Below are 16,159 nucleotides of genomic sequence, written 5' to 3'. Positions count from 1 at the left end.
TTTCCTTCGTCACATTCCGGTCCGCGTCAGAGCATGCAGCTGACACACTCGGCCATGTCGGTGCCTTCGAGGGCCATCTGACGCAGGCGGATGTAGTAGATCGTCTTGATCCCCTTCTTCCACGCGTAGATCTGCGCCTTGTTGATGTCGCGGGTGGTGGCGGTGTCCTTGAAGAACAGCGTCAGCGACAGGCCCTGGTCGACGTGCTGCGTCGCGGCGGCGTACGTGTCGATGACCTTCTCGTAGCCGATCTCGTACGCGTCCTCGTAGTACTCGAGGTTGTCGTTCGTCATGAACGGCGCCGGGTAGTAGACGCGGCCGAGCTTGCCTTCCTTGCGGATCTCGATCTTCGAGGCGATCGGGTGGATCGAGCTCGTGGAGTTGTTGATGTACGAGATCGAGCCGGTCGGCGGCACCGCCTGCAGGTTCTGGTTGTAGATGCCGTGCGCCTGGATGGAGGCCTTGAGCTCGCGCCAGTCGTCCTGCGTCGGGATGTGGATGCCGGCGAACAGCTCCTCGACCTTGGCGGTCTGCGGCTGCCAGGGCTGGTCGATGTACTTGTCGAAGAACTCCCCCGACGCGTACGTCGAGTCCGCGAAGCCCTCGAACGCGCTGCCGCGCTCGATGGCGATCGTGTTGGAGGCCCGCAGCGCGTGGAAGAGCACCGTGTAGAAATAGATGTTCGTGAAGTCCAGGCCCTCTTCGGAGCCGTAGTGCACGTGCTCGCGGGCGAGGTAGCCGTGCAGGTTCATCTGGCCGAGGCCGATGGCGTGCGAGCGGTCGTTGCCGTCTTCGATCGAACGCACCGACGCGATGTGGCTCTGGTCGCTGACCGCGGTGAGACCGCGGATGGCGGCCTCGACGGTGCCGGAGAGGTTCTTGCCGTCCATCGCGAGCGCGATGTTCATCGACCCGAGGTTGCAGGAGATGTCCTTGCCGATCTGGGCGTACGAGAGGTCCTCGTTGTACGTCGTCGGCGTGTTCACCTGCAGGATCTCGGAGCACAGGTTCGACATGTTGATCCGGCCCTTGATCGGGTTGGCCTTGTTCACCGTGTCCTCGAACATGATGTACGGGTAGCCCGACTCGAACTGGATCTCGGCGAGGGTCTGGAAGAACTCGCGCGCGTTGACCTTCGTCTTCTTGATGCGCGCGTCGTCGACCATCTCGCGGTACTTCTCGGTGACCGAGATGTCGCCGAACGGCACGCCGTAGACCTTCTCGACGTCGTAGGGCGAGAAGAGGTACATGTCCTCGCCGTTGCGGGCGAGTTCGAAGGTGATGTCGGGGATCACGACACCGAGCGAGAGCGTCTTGATGCGGATCTTCTCGTCGGCGTTCTCGCGCTTGGTGTCGAGGAACTTCATGATGTCGGGGTGGTGCGCCGAGAGGTACACGGCCCCGGCGCCCTGACGCGCGCCCAGCTGGTTGGCGTAGCTGAAGCTGTCTTCGAGCAGCTTCATGACGGGGATGATGCCGCTGGACTGGTTCTCGATCTGCTTGATCGGGGCGCCCGCCTCGCGGATGTTCGACAGGAGCAGCGCGACGCCGCCGCCGCGCTTGGACAGCTGTAGGGCGGAGTTGATGCCGCGCGCGATCGACTCCATGTTGTCCTCGATGCGCAGCAGGAAGCACGAGACGAGCTCGCCGCGCTGGGCCTTGCCGGTGTTGAGGAACGTGGGGGTGGCCGGCTGGAACCGGCCCGAGATGATCTCGTCGACGAGCTGCTCGGCGAGCTTCTGGTCGCCGTCGGCGAGGCCGAGGGCGGTCATGACGACGCGGTCCTCGAAGCGCTCGAGGTAGCGCTTGCCGTCGAAGGTCTTCAGCGTGTAGCTCGTGTAGTACTTGAACGCGCCGAGGAACGTCTCGAAGCGGAACTTGGCGCCGTAGGCGCGGTCGTTGAGGGCCTGGATGAACTCGAACGGGTACTTCTCGAGCACGGCGCCCTCGTAGTACTCCTTCTCGACGAGGTAGTCGAGACGCTCCTTGAGCGAGTGGAAGAAGACGGTGTTCTGGTTGACGTGCTGCAGGAAGTACTCCCGCGCCGCGCGCCGGTCGGCGTCGAACTGGATCTTGCCGTCCGCACCGTAGAGGTTGAGCATCGCGTTGAGGGCGTGGTAGTCCAGCCCCTCGAAACGCTCGTCGGTCTTGAAGGCCGTGTCGGTCACTGCAGTTTCCACCATCGTTCCAATCCGTCGGTCACCCGATCGACGTCGTCCTGCGTGCCGAACAGTTCCAGCTTGTACAGGTGCGGCACGAGGCACTTGCGGCTGATGATGTCTCCGGCAGCGCAGTAGGACGCGCCGAAGTTGGTGTTGCCGGCGGAGACGACTCCGCGGATCAGGTTCCGGTTGGCCTCGTCGTTGAGGAACCGGATGACCTGCTTGGGGACGGCGCCCTTCTCCTCGCCGCGCCCCTGACCCCCGCCGTAGGTCGGCGTCACGAGCACGTACGGCTCGTCGACGACGAGGGGAGGTTCAGAAGGATGCAGCGGGATGCGGACGGCCGGCAGCCCCAGTTTCTCGATGAAACGCGCCGTGTTGCCCGACACGCTGGAGAAGTAGACGAGCAGCGGAGCGGATGTCGCAGTGATCATGCCGCACCCCTACCGGTCGTTGAGCGAGCGAAGCGAGTCGAAACGCAGAGTCGAACCGCGCCGTCGAAGGTCAGACGAGGCGCGAAGCGAGCTCGTCGATCTTGTCGGGACGGAAGCCCGACCAGTGGTCCTCGTCGGTGACGACGACGGGCGCCTGCAGGTAGCCGAGCGCCTTGACGTGCTCGAGCGCCGCCGGGTCCTCGGAGAGGTCGAGCACCTCGTACTCGATGCCCTTCGAATCCAGTGCGCGGTACGTCGCGTTGCACTGCACGCACGACGGCTTGGTGTAGACCGTGATCGCCATTTCGACCTGTTTCTCCCCTCGATGTTCCCTCGTGATCCGGCAGGAGCCCCGCCGGGAGTCCAATACTACATATAGGTGCCGACATTGGGGGCAACCACAAGGGGTAGTAGTTACATCCGTGTAGTTTTCCACTGCTCTCCCCATATACAACACAGGTTGTCCACCGTTTCATCCACATCCGGCGAACTGTTCCGGAGCCCGGAGAATGCCGGGATTCCGCGCCGATCGACCGGGTCGCGGGCGTGTCCTCCACAGGCGGGACGTTACGAGGGGCCTCCGACACTGGGGATGACTGTGGACGGCGCCGTCGGCGTGTCGCGCCGCCCGCCCCGGCGTGTCGAGGACGCCCTCCCCCGCCTCGCCGACGCACGCCCGGCCGGCCGCCGGTCGAGGTGACCTGGACCGGTAACGTAGGAGGGTGGCGGGATATCGTGAGCTCCTGCGCGCTCCAGGGGTCGCGCGCATCATCGCGGCACAGCTGACGGCCCGGTTCCCCAACGGCATGACGAGCCTCGCGCTACTGCTGCACGTGGAGCAGACCACGGGCTCCTACGGCGCGGCGGGCGTCGTGCTGGCGGCGACCTCGATCGGCCAGGCGATCGCCGGTCCGGTGACGAGCCGCTGGATGGGCGTCTGGGGCATCCGACGGGTGCTGACGGTGACCACGGCGGTGTGCGCGAGCGCCATCCTCGTCATGGCGCTCGTCCCGATGGCGCTCGTCGGGTACATGGCCCTCGGATTCATCGCCGGCATGTCGACGCCGCCCGTGCAGTCGGCGGTGCGCACGATCTACCCCAAGCTCGTGAACTCCCGGCAGCTGACACCGCTGTTCTCGCTCGATGCGAGTCTGCAGGAGATCATCTGGATCCTCGCGCCCGTCGTCATCACGATCGTCGCGACGCAGGCCGGCACCGTCGCGGGGCTGCTCCTCATCGTCGCGATCCTCGTCGGCGGCGGGGCGTGGTTCATCCTGTCCCCCGAGGTCGGTCGGGTGCGCATCCCGCGCAGCCGCCGGGCGCTGGGCAGGGTCCTCGCCAAACCTCCGGTCCTGCTCGCGACCGTCATCGGGTTCCTCCTCATCGGCGCCTGCTCGGCCGTCGAGGCGGCCGTCGTCGCGACCTTCGGCCACGGCGGCCTCGAGGCGGGCCTCGTGCTCGCGATCTTCTCGGTCGGCTCGCTCGCCGGCGGCCTCACGTTCGGTCACATCCCGATGGGCCCCTGGGCGATGGCGCGCCGCTTCGCCGTGGTCGCCGTCGGCCTGTCGCTGACGGTCGTCTCGCTGAACTTCTGGTGGCTCGGCGGGTCTCTGCTGGTGGCCGGCATCGGCATCGCGCCGGCCCTGGCCGTGATGTTCGCCATGACCTCGGCGTCGGTGAAGTTCAGCGAGACCGCCGAGGCGTACGGCTGGATCGGCACCGGTCAGCTCATCGGCGCGGCCGCCGGCTCTGCCGTGGCCGGGTTCCTCATCGACGGCATCGGGCCGGTCGGGGCGTTCTACGCGGGCGCGGGGTTCGCGATCGTCGGCACGCTCGTCGCCGCCGTGTTCGTCCGCGGCTTCCCCGACCTGCGCCATCGCGACCCGAGCCCGCTGCCCGACACCGAGCCGGTCCCCGTCATCACCTGAGCCCGTACGCTGGAGCGGTGAACGCACCCGTCACCCTGCCGCGTCTGTCCTGGGGCTCCCCGCATGCGCCCCGCCGTGCCCTCCTCGTGCACGGACTCGGCTCCAGCGGCGCCCTGATGTGGCGCTTCGGCACCGCCCTCGCGGATGCCGGCTGGCTCGCCGTCGCCGTCGACCTGCGCGGCCACGGGCGCGCCCCGCGCGCCCTGGACTACTCGATCGCGGCGTACGCCGCCGACCTCGTCCACACCGGTACCGACGACGACGCCCCGTGGGACCTCGTCGTCGGGCACTCGCTGGGCGGTGCCGCGGCGACGGTCGCCGCCGCCGGAACCCCCGCCTGGAGCCGCCGGCTCGTGCTCGTCGATCCCGCCATCCACCTGTCGAACCGGGACCGCACGATCGTCGCGAACAGCCAGAAGCGCGCGTTCGCCGACACCTCGGCGGCCGCCGTGCGCGCGGAGCACCCGAGCTGGCACGAGCACGACATCGAGCTGAAGGCCCTCGCCGCTCAGCAGGCGAGCCCGTGGGCGGTCGCCCAGACGAGCGAGCAGAACACGCCGTGGGACGTTCGGGATGCCGCCTCCCGGCTCGGTGTGCCCACCCACATCATCGGCAGCGACCCCGCCGTCTACTCGATCTTCACCGGAGACCTCGCCGCCGAGGTGGTGCGGCATCCGCTGGTCACGATGTCGGTCGTCGCCGGCGCCGGCCACTCCCCGCACCGCGACCGGCCCGACGAGACGGTGCGCCAGCTCCTGCAGGCGGTCGGCTGACCGCGCTCACGCGATCCGGCGCAGCACCGTCAGCAGTGCGAGGGCGTAGGCATCTTCCGGCTGAGGATGCTCGACGGTGACCTGCTCCCCCGCGAAGGAGATCTCGACGCGGTGGGTGTCGGACAGTCGCGTGAGCGAGCGGAACGCGCCGCGCAGCAGCTCGCGCAGCTGATCCTCCCGCGGCAGCCACAGCGCGTCCTCGAGCGCGACCGAATCGAGCGCCCATTCCGTCGTGCCGTTGAAGGCGAGGATCGTGCCGGTCGGGTAGGAGCGCGCCTCGATCGTCATCTCGCTCACCGTGAACACGTCGGCGTCGAATTCGGGCTCGTCGAGCTGGAAGCGGTCGCCCGAGGCGGGGTGCCAGACGAGACCGGCCGCCCGCAGCTCTCGCGCCAGGTCGGTGGAGATCATCCCTCCATCTTGGCGCCCCCACCGCCGTCGGGCGCGAGAATGGACGGGTGAGCGTCTTCGATCCCGCCGACATCCTTCCCGACGAGCTGCTGGAGACCTTCCGGTCCCGTGCCGCGATCGTCGATGCCGAGAACCGCTTCCCCGACGAGGACCTCGCCGATCTGCGCGAGGTCGGGTATCTGCGGCTGCTCGTCCCCGAAGACCGCGGCGGACTCGGCCTGTCCCTGGCCGACGCCGCCCGCCTCCAGCAGCGCCTGGCGACGGCGGCGCCCGCGACCGCGCTGGCGATCAACATGCACCTCGTCTGGACGGGGGTCGCGAAGGTCCTGCAGGACCGTGGCATCGACACGCTGCGGTTCGTGCAGGAGGATGCCGCCGCCGGTGAGGTCTTCGCGTTCGGCATCAGCGAGGCCGGCAACGACCTCGTGCTGTTCGGCAGCGACACGGTCGCGGCGCCGCATCCGGACGGCTCGTACGCGTTCACGGGCACGAAGATCTTCACCTCGCTCGGCCCGGTCTGGACGCGGCTCGGCCTCCACGGCCTCGACGCGACGAGCCCCGACGGTCCCCACCTCGTCTACGCCTTCGTCGATCGGACGGATGCCGTGCTCACCCGTGACGACTGGGACACGCTCGGCATGCGCGGCACGCAGAGCCGCACGACCGAGCTGCACGGTGCCGTCGCTCCCGCTGACCGCGTCGTGCGCCGCGTCGCCCCCGGACCGAACCCCGACCCCATCGTCTTCGGCATCTTCAGCGTGTTCGAGCTGCTGCTGGCTTCGGTGTACACCGGCATCGCCCGCCGCGCGCTCGACGTCGCCGTCGAGACCGCGCGCAGCCGCACGTCGAAGAAGTCGGGCACGACCTACAGCCAGGACCCCGACATCCGCTGGCGCATCGCCGACATGGCCCTCGCCTACGACGCCCTGCCGCCGCAGATCGACGCGCTCAGCCGCGACGTCGACGCCCGCGCCGACCACGGCGCGCTGTGGTTCGCGAAGCTCAGCGGCGTCAAGCACCGTGCCGTGGAGATGGCCAAGCGGGTCGTCGACGATGCGATGCTCGTGGCGGGCGGGTCGTCGTACTTCACCCGCAGCGAGTTGAGCCGCCTGTACCGTGATGTGCTGGCGGGGCAGTTCCACCCCTCCGACCCGGAGTCGGCGCACAGCACGGTGGCCGCGGCGTGGCTGGGACCGCTGGGCTGACGGGACCGAGGAGCGACGCGGGGTCAGCGCCCTTCGAGGTCGTACGCCTTCAGCAGCTCGGCGACGGCCTGCTCGCGCTGGTCGCCGCCCTCGGCGAACATGTGCGCGACGTGCGTGCGCAGATGGTTCTCGATGAGCAGCTTGTCCAGCGACGCGAGCGCCTTCTGGATCGCCCGGGACTGGGCGATGATGTCCATGCAGTAGTCCTCGTTCTCGATCATCCGTGCCAGGCCCCGCACCTGCCCTTCGAGGATGGCGGTGCGGTGCAGGGCGCGCTTGCGGATGTCGTCGATCACGCCGCAAGACTACGCCGCGTGGAAGGATGGCCCGCATGGCGCGCACTCCCACCGAGCTGCTGAGCCCCGCCGACCGCGAGCGTCGCCGGGCGCTGCGGGTGATGAAAGGCGTCGCCCTCGCAGCCCTCCTGATCATGGCGGCGCTGTTCGCCGTCGCCTTCACCTTGCAGGGGCAGCACCCCGGCTGGGCGTATGTGCGGGCGGCGGCGGAGGGCGGCATGGTCGGCGCCCTGGCGGACTGGTTCGCCGTGACGGCGCTGTTCCGGCATCCGCTGGGCATCCCCATCCCCCACACCGCGATCATCCCCCGCCGCAAGGACGAGATCGGCCGCACCCTCGGGGAGTTCGTGGAGACCAACTTCCTCGACGCCGACGTCGTGCGCGGCAAGCTCGACTCCGCCGCGATCGCGAAGACCGCGGGGGCGTGGCTGCGCGACCCCGCGCACGCCGAGACCGTCGCGCGGGAGGCCGCGACGATCGGCGCGGGTGTGCTGCGGGCGCTGAGCGACGACGAGGTGCAGGACCTCATCGGCGACCTCGCGCGCGAGCACCTGCTCGACCCGCCGTGGGCGCAGGCGATCGGGGGCTGGCTCGAGCGCATCGTCGCCGCCGACGCCCACCGCGGCGCGGTCGACCTCGCCGTGGACTCGCTCGCGACCTGGCTGCACGGCAACCGGGAGTCCTTCGCCGGGCTCGTCTCGCGCCGGCTGCCGTCGTGGGTGCCGTCGGTCGCGATGCGGCTCGTCGATGACACGGTTTACCACGAGGCGGTGAAGTTCATCGCGGCGGTGCAGTCCGATCCCGCCCACCCCGCGCGTGCCGCGGTCGACGCCTACCTCGCCCGCCTCGCCGGCAACCTGCAGCACGACGAGGCGACGATCGCCCGTCTCGAAGACGCCAAGAGCTCGGTGTTCGACAGCCCGCGCGTGCGGGAGCTCGCCGCGCAAGCGTGGCACACCGCGAAGGCGGGTCTTCTGGGCGCGCTCGAAGACCCGCAGTCCCCGCTGCGCCGGCGCCTGCTGTCGGCGCTGGTCGAGGTGGGCGAGCGCCTGACGACGGATGCCGCACTGCAGCGGCGGGTCGATGACCGCGTCACCGACGCCGTCGTCTTCTTCGTCACGCGCTACCGGCACGAGGCCGCGTCGCTCATCTCCGACACCGTCGCCAAGTGGGACCCCGACGAGACGACGGAGAAGATCGAGCTGATGGTCGGCCGCGACCTGCAGTACATCCGCCTGAACGGCACGATCGTCGGCGCGTTGGCGGGAGTGGTGATCTTCACGATCGCCCACGCGATCCTCGGGTGAGACGCCCGCCGTCGGCTACCCTGAACGGGTGACGGAGGACGCGGGAGAGCTGCTGTTCACCTACGGCACCCTGCAGTTCGCCGAGGTGCAGCTCGACACGTTCGGACGCGTCGTGGCCGGCGAGTCCGACAGCCTCCCCGGTTTCACGATCGACTACGTCGAGATCGAGGACCAACGCGTCGCCGACCTGTCCGGCCTGTCTGTGCATCCGATGCTCCGCTCCACCGGCAACGCGGTCGACCGCGTCGTCGGCAAGGTGCTGCACATCACCGCCGACGAGCTCGATGCCGCCGACGAATACGAGGTCGCCCTCTACCGCCGCATCGCCGTGACCCTCGCCAGCGACCGCACGGCGTGGGTGTACGTCGGCTGATGGCGCTCTCGCACGATCCGCTGTGGCCTCGGGCCGGCGACTGGCCGCCGTTCGACGGCCCTGCGGATGCCGTCCTGCTGGGGCTTCCGGCATGGCGCACGTCCCTGTCGCCGACCGGTGCGCACGCGACGCCCGGCGCGGTCCGTGACGCGCTGCGCCGCTTCAGCCCGACCCTGCCGGGGCCACCCCCGGTGGACCTGGCCGAGGTGCTGCGCCTCGCCGATGCCGGCGACCTCGACGAGCCCGACGGGGCCGACGGCGAGGAGCGCACCCGCCGCCGCGTTGCGCAGCTGACCGCCGCCGCACGCCTGATCATCGCCCTCGGCGGCGACAACTCGGTCACCTACGCGGTGGCGCAGGGGGCCCGCGCCGACGGGCTCATCACCCTCGACGCGCACTTCGACCTGCGCGACGGGATCTCCAACGGCTCCCCCGTGCGCCGCCTCGTCGAGGACGGGCTGGATCCGCGCCGCATCGTGCAACTGGGGATCGCCGACTTCGCCAACTCCGCCGCCTACGCGCAGCGGGCCGCCGGCCTCGGCATCACGGTCATCGGCCTCGACGCGCTGCGCCGCGACGGTATCGCACGCGCCATGACGCGAGCCCTCGAGATCGCCGGCGCGGACGGCGGCCGCATCCACCTCGACGTCGACGTCGACGTCTGCGACCGGTCGGTCGCCCCCGGCTGCCCCGCCTCGGTGCCCGGCGGACTCGCGGCGTGGGAGCTGCGCGCCCTCGTGCGCGCGGCGGCGACCGACCCGCGCGTGGTCAGCGCCGACATCGTCGAAGTCGACGCGACCGCCGACGCCCCCGACGGGCGCACCGTGCGCCTGGCCGCGCTGTGCGTGCTGGAACTGCTCGCGGGTCTGTCGTCCCGCACCCCCTCGCCCCGGGAGAACGCATGAGAACCCTCGTCCTGATCCGTCATGCCAAGAGCGACTGGGGTGACCCCGGGCTCGCCGACCACGACCGTCCCCTCAACGAGCGCGGCACGCGTGATGCGCCGGCGATGGCGCGGCGGCTCGCCGAGTCCGGCATCCGCCCCGACGTGCTGCTGAGCTCGACGGCAGTGCGGGCCCGCACGACGGCGGCGGCGTTCGGCGACGCCCTGGGACTGTCGCCGCAGCTGCGCGAAGACCTCTACGGCGCACCCGCGCGCGCGCTGCTGGACGCCGCCGCCGAGACGGGCGCCGAGACGGTCGTCGTCGTCGCGCACGACCCCGGGATGACGGTGCTCGCCGAGCAGCTCTCGGGCGGCGGCATCGGCCACATGCCGACCGGCGCCGTCGCCGTCTTCCGCTGGGACGCCGCCGACTGGGACGTCGCGACGGCGACCGACCCCGCTTCGTGGGACTTCGACGCGCCGCGGTGACCTCGGGGCTCACGGCTCAGCCCGCGCGCACGACCTCGTGCACGAGCGGCACGCCGGGCCGGTAGGCCAGGTGCGTGCGCGAGGGCGCGTCGAGCACGACGAGATCCGCACGCGCGCCGACACCGAGATGACCGACGTCACTCCGCCGCAGCGCCCGCGCCCCGCCGGCCGTCGCCGCCCACACCGCCTCGGACACGGTCATCCCCATCTCCCGCACCGCGAGGGCGATCATCAGCGGCATCGAGCTCGTGAAGCTCGACCCCGGATTGCAGTCGCTCGCGAGCGCGACGGTGACACCGGCATCCAGCAGACGTCGCGCCGATGGATACCGCTGGCGTGTGGAGAACTCCACGCCCGGCAGCAGGGTCGCGACGGTGTCGGACTGCGCGAGCGCCGCGATGTCCTCGTCGTCGAGATACGTGCAGTGGTCGACGGATGCCGCCCCGAGCGCGACGGCCAGGCGCACGCCGTCGCCGATTCCGAGCTGGTTCCCGTGCACCCGCATGCCGAGGCCGGCAGCGGCGCCCGCACGAAGGATGCGCTCCCCTTCGGCGGCGGTGAACGCACCGCGTTCGCAGAACACGTCGACCCATCGCGCGTACGGGGCGACGGCGGACAGCATCGGCCCGCACACGAGGTCGACGTAGCCGTCGCGGTCGTCCTGATACTCCGCCGGCACGACGTGGGCGCCGAGGAAGGTCACCTCCGGCGTCACCTCGGCCGCCAGCCGGGCGAGGCGTTCCTCGCCGTCGACGGTGAGGGCGTAGCCCGTCTTGATCTCGAAGGTCGTCGTCCCCTGCGCGTGCAGCTCGGCGACGAGCCCCTGCACCCGTGCACGCAGCGCGTCGTCCGAGGCCTCCCGCGTCGCGGCGACGGTCGTGCGGATGCCGCCGGCCGCATACGGCGTGCCCGCCATCCGGGCGGCGAACTCGTCGGCCCGGTCGCCGGCGAACACGAGGTGCGTGTGGCTGTCGACGAATCCGGGGACGACGGACCGCCCGTCGAGGTCGACGACGGCGTCGGCCCCATCCGGGGCATCGGATGCCGCGCCCACCCACGACACGCGTCCGTCGTCGACGAGCACGGCGACGCCGGTGATCGTGCCGCACGGGTCGCCGGTGCGCGCGACGTTCGTCGTCAGCTCGCCGATGCCGGTGTAGAGGGTCGTGGTCACGGCATCGGCACTTTCAGTCCCCGCTCGCGGGCGACCTCGCGGGCGCGGTCGTAGCCGGCATCCACGTGGCGCATCACCCCGGTGCCCGGGTCGTTGACGAGCACGCGCGCGAGCTTCTCGGCCGCGAGCGCGGAGCCGTCGGCGACGGTGACCTGGCCGGCGTGGATCGACCGGCCGATGCCGACGCCCCCGCCGTGGTGCAGCGACACCCACGACGCCCCCGAGGCGGTGTTCAGCAGCGCGTTCAGCAGCGGCCAGTCGGCGATCGCGTCGGAGCCGTCGGCCATCGCCTCGGTCTCGCGGTACGGCGAGGCGACGGAGCCGGCGTCGAGATGGTCGCGGCCGATGACGATCGGACCGGCGAGCTCGCCGGAGGCGACCATCTCGTTGAACCGGAGTCCCGCCAGGTGACGCTCCTGGTAGCCGAGCCAGCAGATGCGCGCCGGCAGACCCTCGAAGTGCACCTTCGCGCCGGCCTTGTCGAGCCAGCGGTGCAGGGCGGCGTCGTGCGGGAACAGCTCCTTCACGGCCCGGTCGGTCGCCGCGATGTCGGCCGGGTCGCCGGAGAGGGCGACCCAACGGAACGGGCCCTTGCCCTCTGCGAACAGCGGCCGGATGTAGGCGGGCACGAAGCCGGGGAAGGCGAACGCGCGCGCGCACCCGCCGAGTTCGGCCTCGCGACGCAGGGAATTGCCGTAGTCGAAGACGGCCGCCCCGGCATCCTGGAACCCGACCATCGCCGCGACGTGCTGCGCCATCGATGCCCGGGCGCGTTCGGTGAAGGCGTCGGGGTCGGCCTCGGCGAGCGTGCGCCACTCGTCGGGGCTCACGCCGACCGGAAGGTAGGCGAGCGGGTCGTGGGCGCTCGTCTGGTCGGTGACGACGTCGACGGGGACGCCCCGGGCGAGCAGCTCCGGAAAGAGCTCGGCGGCGTTGCCGACGAGTCCGACCGACAGCGCGATCCCCTGCTCCTTCGCCGACAGGACGCGCGCGAGGGCGGCGTCGAGGTCGTCGGTGAACTCGTCGAGGTAGCCGTGGGCGACGCGGCGCTCGAGGCGCGAGGCGTCGACGTCGACGATGAGCACGACGCCCTCGTTCATGGTGACCGCGAGTGGCTGCGCGCCGCCCATGCCGCCGCAGCCGGCCGTGAGCGTGAGCGTTCCCGCGAGCGACTCCCGGGACTCGCCTCCCGGTGTGCGCAGGGTGCGGGCGACGGCGGCGAAGGTCTCATACGTGCCCTGCAGGATTCCCTGCGTGCCGATGTAGATCCACGAGCCGGCGGTCATCTGGCCGTACATCGTGAGGCCGAGCTGCTCGAGCCGGCGGAATTCGGGCCACGTCGCCCAGTCGCCGACGAGGTTCGAGTTGGCGATGAGCACGCGCGGCGCCCACTCGTGGGTGCGGAAGACGCCGACGGGCTTTCCGGACTGCACGAGCAGCGTCTCGTCGGGCTCGAGCTCGTCGAGGGTGCGCACGATCGCGTCGAACGCCTCCCACGATCGGGCGGCGCGTCCCGTGCCCCCGTAGACGACGAGATCCTCGGGATGCTCGGCGACGTCCGGGTCGAGGTTGTTCATGAGCATGCGCTTGGCGGCCTCGGCGCCCCAGCTCCTCGCGGTCCTCTCGCCGCCGCGCTGTGCTCGGACGGTGCGCGGTTCTTCGGAGATCCGCGGTTCTTCGGACGTGGTCATCGGTTCTCCTCCGAAATCGTGCGGATGTCCGCGGAAACGAGGGCGGCGAACGCGCCGGCGAGCACGAGCGCGGTGACCGCCTCGATGTCGGGGCTCAAGAACCGGTCCGGTCCGGGCCCGGCGACGACCGACCGCACGAGCGCATGACCGGCTCCGGTCCCCGGCGCGGGCGCGAGCGGCGCGCGCAGGTCGAGGGCACGGGCGGAGGTGACCAGCTCGACGGCGAGCACCCGCGCGAGGCCGTCGACGGCGCGGCGGAGCTTGCGCGCCGCGGCCCAGCCCATCGACACGTGGTCCTCCTGCATCGCGGAGGACGGGATCGAGTCGACGGATGCCGGCACGGCGAGGCGCTTGAGTTCGGAGACGATCCCGGCCGCCGCGTACTGGGCGATCATGAGACCGGAATCCACGCCGACCTCGTCGGCCAGGAAGGGCGGCAGTCCGTGACTGCGGGCACGGTCGAGCGCGCGGTCGGTGCGCCGCTCAGAGATGGAGGCGACGTCGGCGACCGCGATCGCGAGGAAGTCGAGCACGTAGGCGACGGGGGCGCCGTGGAAGTTGCCGTTGGATTCGACGCGCCCGTCGCCCGTGAGCACCGGGTTGTCGACGACCGCCGCCAGCTCGCACGAGGCGATCGTCGCGGCGTGGGCGAGGGTGTCGCGCGCGGCGCCGTGCACTTGCGGCGAACAGCGCAGCGAGTAGGCGTCCTGCACGCGGGTGCACACCGCGGCGTCGCGGTGACTCGCCATGATGTCGGAGCCCTCGAGCAGGGCGCGCAGGTTCGCGGCCGACTCCGCCTGCCCCACCTGCGGGCGCAGCGCCATGAGGTCGGCCGCGAAGACGGCGTCGGTGCCGAGTTGCGACTCGACCGACATCGCCGCGGCGAGGTCGGCGGTGCTCAGCAGCGCCTCGAGGTCGTGCAGCGCGAGGCAGAGCATCCCCAGCATCCCGTCGGTGCCGTTGATGAGCGCGAGGCCCTCCTTCTCCTCCAAGACGAGCGGCGCGATGCCGACAGCGGCCAGCGCCGCCGCCGCGTCGACGAGTTCCCCCGTCGCGTCCCGCACCTCGCCTTCCCCGAGGGTCGCGAGGGCGACGTGGGACAGCGGGGCGAGATCGCCCGAGCAGCCGAGTGAGCCGTACTCGCGCACGACCGGGACGATCCCCGCGTTCAGCACCGCCGCATACGTCTCGACGACGACGGGTCGCACCCCGGTGTGCCCGGAGGCGAGGGTCTGCAACCGCAGCAGCATGAGAGCACGGACGACCTCCGGTTCGACCTCGGGACCGGTGCCCGCGGCGTGGGAGCGGATGAGGCTCGCCTGCAGCTGCCGCCGTCGGTCCGTCGCGATGAACGTCGTCGCGAGGGCGCCGAATCCGGTGGAGATCCCGTAGTGGGGTTCGGGGTCGTCGGCCAGGTGCTCGATGCGTGCGCGACCGCGCGCGACGCGCTCGAGTGCCCCTTCCGATACGACGATGGACGCGCCGGCACGGGCGACGGCGACGACCTCGGCCACGGAGAGGGGCCGCTCCCCCACGGTGATCTGCTGCATACCTCGATTCCACCGTGCAGGAGAGGCGCGCGCGAGGGCTCCGTGGCATCCTATGTCTGTGATCTCAGACAACGTTCCGGATGCGGCCCCGCAGGTGCCGGCGGCCGACCACACGCTGCGGATCCTCACCTTCCTGGCACGCCAGCGCGGTCCGGTCCCGGCCCGCACCATCGCGGATCAGCTCGCGATCCCCCGGTCGAGCGTCTACCACCTGTTGGGCGTGATGGCCGCGCATGGTTTCGTCGTACACCTGACCGGAGACCGGCGCTGGGGCCTGGGCAACGCCGCCTTCGAACTGGCCGGCGGCTTCGCACGCCAGCAGCCCCTCGCCCGGTTGGGCCGCCCTCTCGTGGCGGCGCTGGCCGACCGCACCGGCGAGAGCGCCCATTTGGCGGTCATGTCGGGTCGGGATGTGCTGTACCTCGTCGAGGAGCGGGCGCCGCGACGCCCCGCGCTCATCACCGACGTCGGCGTGCGCCTGCCCGCGCACCTGACGGCCACGGGGCGTGCGATGCTCGCGGCGCTCCCCCGCGAACAGGTCCGCGCCCTCTACCCCGACCGTTCGACGTTCACGCAGCGCACCGGCTCCGGTCCCAGCCGCCCGGGCGAATTGCGCGAGCTGCTGCGCCGCACCCGCGCCGACGGGTACGCGCGGGAGGACGGCGAGGTCACGGCCGGCTTCGCCTCGGTGGGTGTCGCCGTCACCGATCACGCCGGCTGGCCCGCCGCGGCACTCGCGGTGACGTGGGAGACGGCTCGCGGACCGGATGCCGCGCAGATCGCCGACGCCATACGAGACTCGGCCACCGAGCTTGGACGTCGCATCCGCTGAGCGCTCAGTCGACCTTCGCGACGGTTCCGTTCGTGAGTGCGAGGAGCTCCCCGAAGGTCAGCGGGAACACCGTGTGGGGTGTGCCGCCGGCAGCCCAGATCTCGGGAAACTGCGCCAGGTCTTCGTCGACGATCGTCGTCAGCGGCGCGGGGTGTCCGGTCGGTGCGACGCCGCCGATCACCTGCCCCGTCGCCTCCCGCACCTGCTCGGGTGTCGCGCGCCGAATGGGACCGCGCCCCAGGCGCTGTGCGAGGGCCGCGGTGTCGACGCGATGGGCGCCGCTGGTCATCACGAGCAGCGCCTCGTCGTCCGACCAGAACACGAGGCTGTTGGCGATCGCGCCCACAGGCACCCCCACGGCTTCCGCGGCGAGCACCGCGGTCGCGGCGGAGTCGGGCAGGACGACGATGTCGCCCGGAATTCCGGCCGCGCGGAGCGCGTCGTGGACGAGCCGGGAACGGGAAGGCAGCGCGGTGCTCATCCCGACAGCCTAAAGGTGGCGATCGGCGCGTTAACGCAGAGAGGGCCACCCGACAATGGGTGGCCCTCTCGCTTAAAAGAAGTCCGGCGGTGTCCTACTCTCCCACAGGGTCGCCCCTGCAGTACCATCGGCGCTGAGAGGCTTAGCTTCCGGGTTCGGAATGGGACCGG

17 protein-coding genes and 1 rRNA gene are annotated in these 16,159 nt (G+C 71.0%); 8 read left to right on the top strand and 10 right to left on the bottom strand.

Features of this window, described 5'->3' with window-relative positions:
• Window positions 1–26 precede the first annotated feature (26 nt).
• The 3 genes from nrdE to nrdH form a co-directional block, all read right to left on the bottom strand.
• On the bottom strand, window positions 27–2,183 hold the full coding sequence (gene nrdE, locus C7474_RS05120) for a class 1b ribonucleoside-diphosphate reductase subunit alpha (protein ID WP_121057930.1): 2,157 nt from the start codon (window positions 2,181–2,183) through the stop codon (window positions 27–29).
• Complete coding sequence (nrdI, locus tag C7474_RS05115; protein ID WP_121057929.1) at window positions 2,165–2,596, bottom strand: class Ib ribonucleoside-diphosphate reductase assembly flavoprotein NrdI; 432 nt, start codon at window positions 2,594–2,596, stop codon at window positions 2,165–2,167. The genes nrdE and nrdI overlap by 19 nt, the downstream gene beginning before the upstream one ends.
• 70 nt (window positions 2,597–2,666) lie before the next feature.
• Window positions 2,667–2,900, bottom strand: a complete 234-nt coding sequence (gene nrdH / locus C7474_RS05110; RefSeq protein ID WP_121057928.1) for a glutaredoxin-like protein NrdH — start codon at window positions 2,898–2,900, stop codon at window positions 2,667–2,669.
• A gap of 418 nt (window positions 2,901–3,318) precedes the next feature.
• On the opposite strand from nrdH, the gene C7474_RS05105 reads away from it, so the two are divergent.
• Both C7474_RS05105 and C7474_RS05100 read left to right on the top strand, forming a co-directional pair.
• A complete protein-coding gene (locus C7474_RS05105; protein ID WP_121057927.1) occupies window positions 3,319–4,524 on the top strand; it encodes an MFS transporter in 1,206 nt (401 codons plus the stop codon).
• A 17-nt stretch (window positions 4,525–4,541) separates the two neighbouring features.
• Window positions 4,542–5,297: an alpha/beta fold hydrolase gene (locus tag C7474_RS05100; RefSeq protein WP_121057926.1), complete on the top strand. Its 756-nt coding sequence runs from the start codon at window positions 4,542–4,544 to the stop codon at window positions 5,295–5,297.
• A gap of 6 nt (window positions 5,298–5,303) precedes the next feature.
• Here C7474_RS05100 and C7474_RS05095 read toward each other — a convergent pair whose 3' ends face one another.
• Window positions 5,304–5,708 carry a pilus assembly protein CpaE gene (locus C7474_RS05095; protein ID WP_121057925.1) on the bottom strand — a complete coding sequence of 135 codons (405 nt, stop codon included), beginning with the start codon at window positions 5,706–5,708 and terminating at the stop codon, window positions 5,304–5,306.
• 47 nt (window positions 5,709–5,755) lie between these two features.
• Between C7474_RS05095 and C7474_RS05090 the strand changes: the two genes are divergently transcribed.
• Window positions 5,756–6,913, top strand: a complete 1,158-nt coding sequence (locus tag C7474_RS05090) for an acyl-CoA dehydrogenase family protein (RefSeq protein ID WP_121057924.1) — start codon at window positions 5,756–5,758, stop codon at window positions 6,911–6,913.
• Between the two features lie 23 nt (window positions 6,914–6,936).
• Here the strand turns inward: C7474_RS05090 and C7474_RS05085 are convergent, their stop codons facing one another.
• Entirely contained in the window at window positions 6,937–7,209 is a 273-nt protein-coding gene (locus tag C7474_RS05085) for a metal-sensitive transcriptional regulator (RefSeq protein WP_121057923.1), read from the bottom strand.
• Window positions 7,210–7,244: 35 nt separating this feature from the next.
• On the opposite strand from C7474_RS05085, the gene C7474_RS05080 reads away from it, so the two are divergent.
• From C7474_RS05080 to C7474_RS05065, 4 genes are read left to right on the top strand one after another with little or no spacing between them, the layout of a single operon-like run.
• The gene (locus tag C7474_RS05080) at window positions 7,245–8,516 is read left to right on the top strand and encodes a DUF445 domain-containing protein (protein ID WP_121057922.1); all 1,272 of its coding nucleotides are present in this window, start codon (window positions 7,245–7,247) and stop codon (window positions 8,514–8,516) included.
• Between the two features lie 28 nt (window positions 8,517–8,544).
• The gene (locus C7474_RS05075; RefSeq protein WP_121057921.1) at window positions 8,545–8,889 is read left to right on the top strand and encodes a gamma-glutamylcyclotransferase family protein; all 345 of its coding nucleotides are present in this window, start codon (window positions 8,545–8,547) and stop codon (window positions 8,887–8,889) included.
• Complete coding sequence (locus C7474_RS05070) at window positions 8,889–9,794, top strand: arginase family protein (RefSeq protein ID WP_121057920.1); 906 nt, start codon at window positions 8,889–8,891, stop codon at window positions 9,792–9,794. The genes C7474_RS05075 and C7474_RS05070 overlap by 1 nt, the downstream gene beginning before the upstream one ends.
• On the top strand, window positions 9,791–10,261 hold the full coding sequence (locus C7474_RS05065; protein WP_121057919.1) for a SixA phosphatase family protein: 471 nt from the start codon (window positions 9,791–9,793) through the stop codon (window positions 10,259–10,261). Before C7474_RS05070 ends, C7474_RS05065 begins: the two co-directional genes overlap by 4 nt.
• A gap of 16 nt (window positions 10,262–10,277) precedes the next feature.
• On the opposite strand, the gene hutI is transcribed toward C7474_RS05065, so the two are convergent.
• Genes hutI through hutH form a run of 3 tightly spaced genes read right to left on the bottom strand, consistent with a single transcriptional unit; the run spans window position 10,278 to window position 14,676 of the window.
• On the bottom strand, window positions 10,278–11,435 hold the full coding sequence (gene hutI, locus C7474_RS05060; protein WP_121057918.1) for an imidazolonepropionase: 1,158 nt from the start codon (window positions 11,433–11,435) through the stop codon (window positions 10,278–10,280).
• Entirely contained in the window at window positions 11,432–13,126 is a 1,695-nt protein-coding gene (hutU, locus tag C7474_RS05055) for a urocanate hydratase (protein WP_121057917.1), read from the bottom strand. Before hutU ends, hutI begins: the two co-directional genes overlap by 4 nt.
• Entirely contained in the window at window positions 13,123–14,676 is a 1,554-nt protein-coding gene (hutH, locus tag C7474_RS05050) for a histidine ammonia-lyase (protein WP_121057916.1), read from the bottom strand. The genes hutU and hutH overlap by 4 nt, the downstream gene beginning before the upstream one ends.
• Before the next feature lie 52 nt (window positions 14,677–14,728).
• On the opposite strand from hutH, the gene C7474_RS05045 reads away from it, so the two are divergent.
• Window positions 14,729–15,508, top strand: coding sequence for an IclR family transcriptional regulator (locus C7474_RS05045; RefSeq protein WP_121057915.1), 780 nt, complete (start codon window positions 14,729–14,731; stop codon window positions 15,506–15,508).
• Window positions 15,509–15,512: 4 nt separating this feature from the next.
• Here C7474_RS05045 and C7474_RS05040 read toward each other — a convergent pair whose 3' ends face one another.
• Both C7474_RS05040 and rrf read right to left on the bottom strand, forming a co-directional pair.
• On the bottom strand, window positions 15,513–15,989 hold the full coding sequence (locus C7474_RS05040; protein WP_121057914.1) for a YbaK/EbsC family protein: 477 nt from the start codon (window positions 15,987–15,989) through the stop codon (window positions 15,513–15,515).
• An 81-nt stretch (window positions 15,990–16,070) separates the two neighbouring features.
• Window positions 16,071–16,159, bottom strand: a 5S ribosomal RNA gene (gene rrf, locus C7474_RS05035); the annotation flags it as partial.

The sequence above is a fragment of the Microbacterium telephonicum genome, from assembly GCF_003651225.1.
Taxonomy (GTDB): domain Bacteria; phylum Actinomycetota; class Actinomycetes; order Actinomycetales; family Microbacteriaceae; genus Microbacterium; species Microbacterium telephonicum.
The sequence above is the reverse complement of the archived record's forward strand: the minus strand, read 5'-3'. Positions and strand labels throughout refer to the sequence as shown.

Bases quoted from the DNA above. Each gene is read 5' to 3' on its own strand.
- nrdE (WP_121057930.1), bottom strand. From the start codon at position 2,183: ATGGTGGAAACTGCAGTGACCGACACGGCCTTCAAGACCGACGAGCGT.
- nrdI (WP_121057929.1), bottom strand. From the start codon at position 2,596: ATGATCACTGCGACATCCGCTCCGCTGCTCGTCTACTTCTCCAGCGTG.
- nrdH (WP_121057928.1), bottom strand. From the start codon at position 2,900: ATGGCGATCACGGTCTACACCAAGCCGTCGTGCGTGCAGTGCAACGCG.
- C7474_RS05095 (WP_121057925.1), bottom strand. From the start codon at position 5,708: ATGATCTCCACCGACCTGGCGCGAGAGCTGCGGGCGGCCGGTCTCGTC.
- C7474_RS05080 (WP_121057922.1), top strand. From the start codon at position 7,245: ATGGCGCGCACTCCCACCGAGCTGCTGAGCCCCGCCGACCGCGAGCGT.
- C7474_RS05070 (WP_121057920.1), top strand. From the start codon at position 8,889: ATGGCGCTCTCGCACGATCCGCTGTGGCCTCGGGCCGGCGACTGGCCG.
- C7474_RS05065 (WP_121057919.1), top strand. From the start codon at position 9,791: ATGAGAACCCTCGTCCTGATCCGTCATGCCAAGAGCGACTGGGGTGAC.
- hutU (WP_121057917.1), bottom strand. From the start codon at position 13,126: ATGACCACGTCCGAAGAACCGCGGATCTCCGAAGAACCGCGCACCGTC.
- hutH (WP_121057916.1), bottom strand. From the start codon at position 14,676: ATGCAGCAGATCACCGTGGGGGAGCGGCCCCTCTCCGTGGCCGAGGTC.
- C7474_RS05045 (WP_121057915.1), top strand. From the start codon at position 14,729: ATGTCTGTGATCTCAGACAACGTTCCGGATGCGGCCCCGCAGGTGCCG.
- C7474_RS05040 (WP_121057914.1), bottom strand. From the start codon at position 15,989: ATGAGCACCGCGCTGCCTTCCCGTTCCCGGCTCGTCCACGACGCGCTC.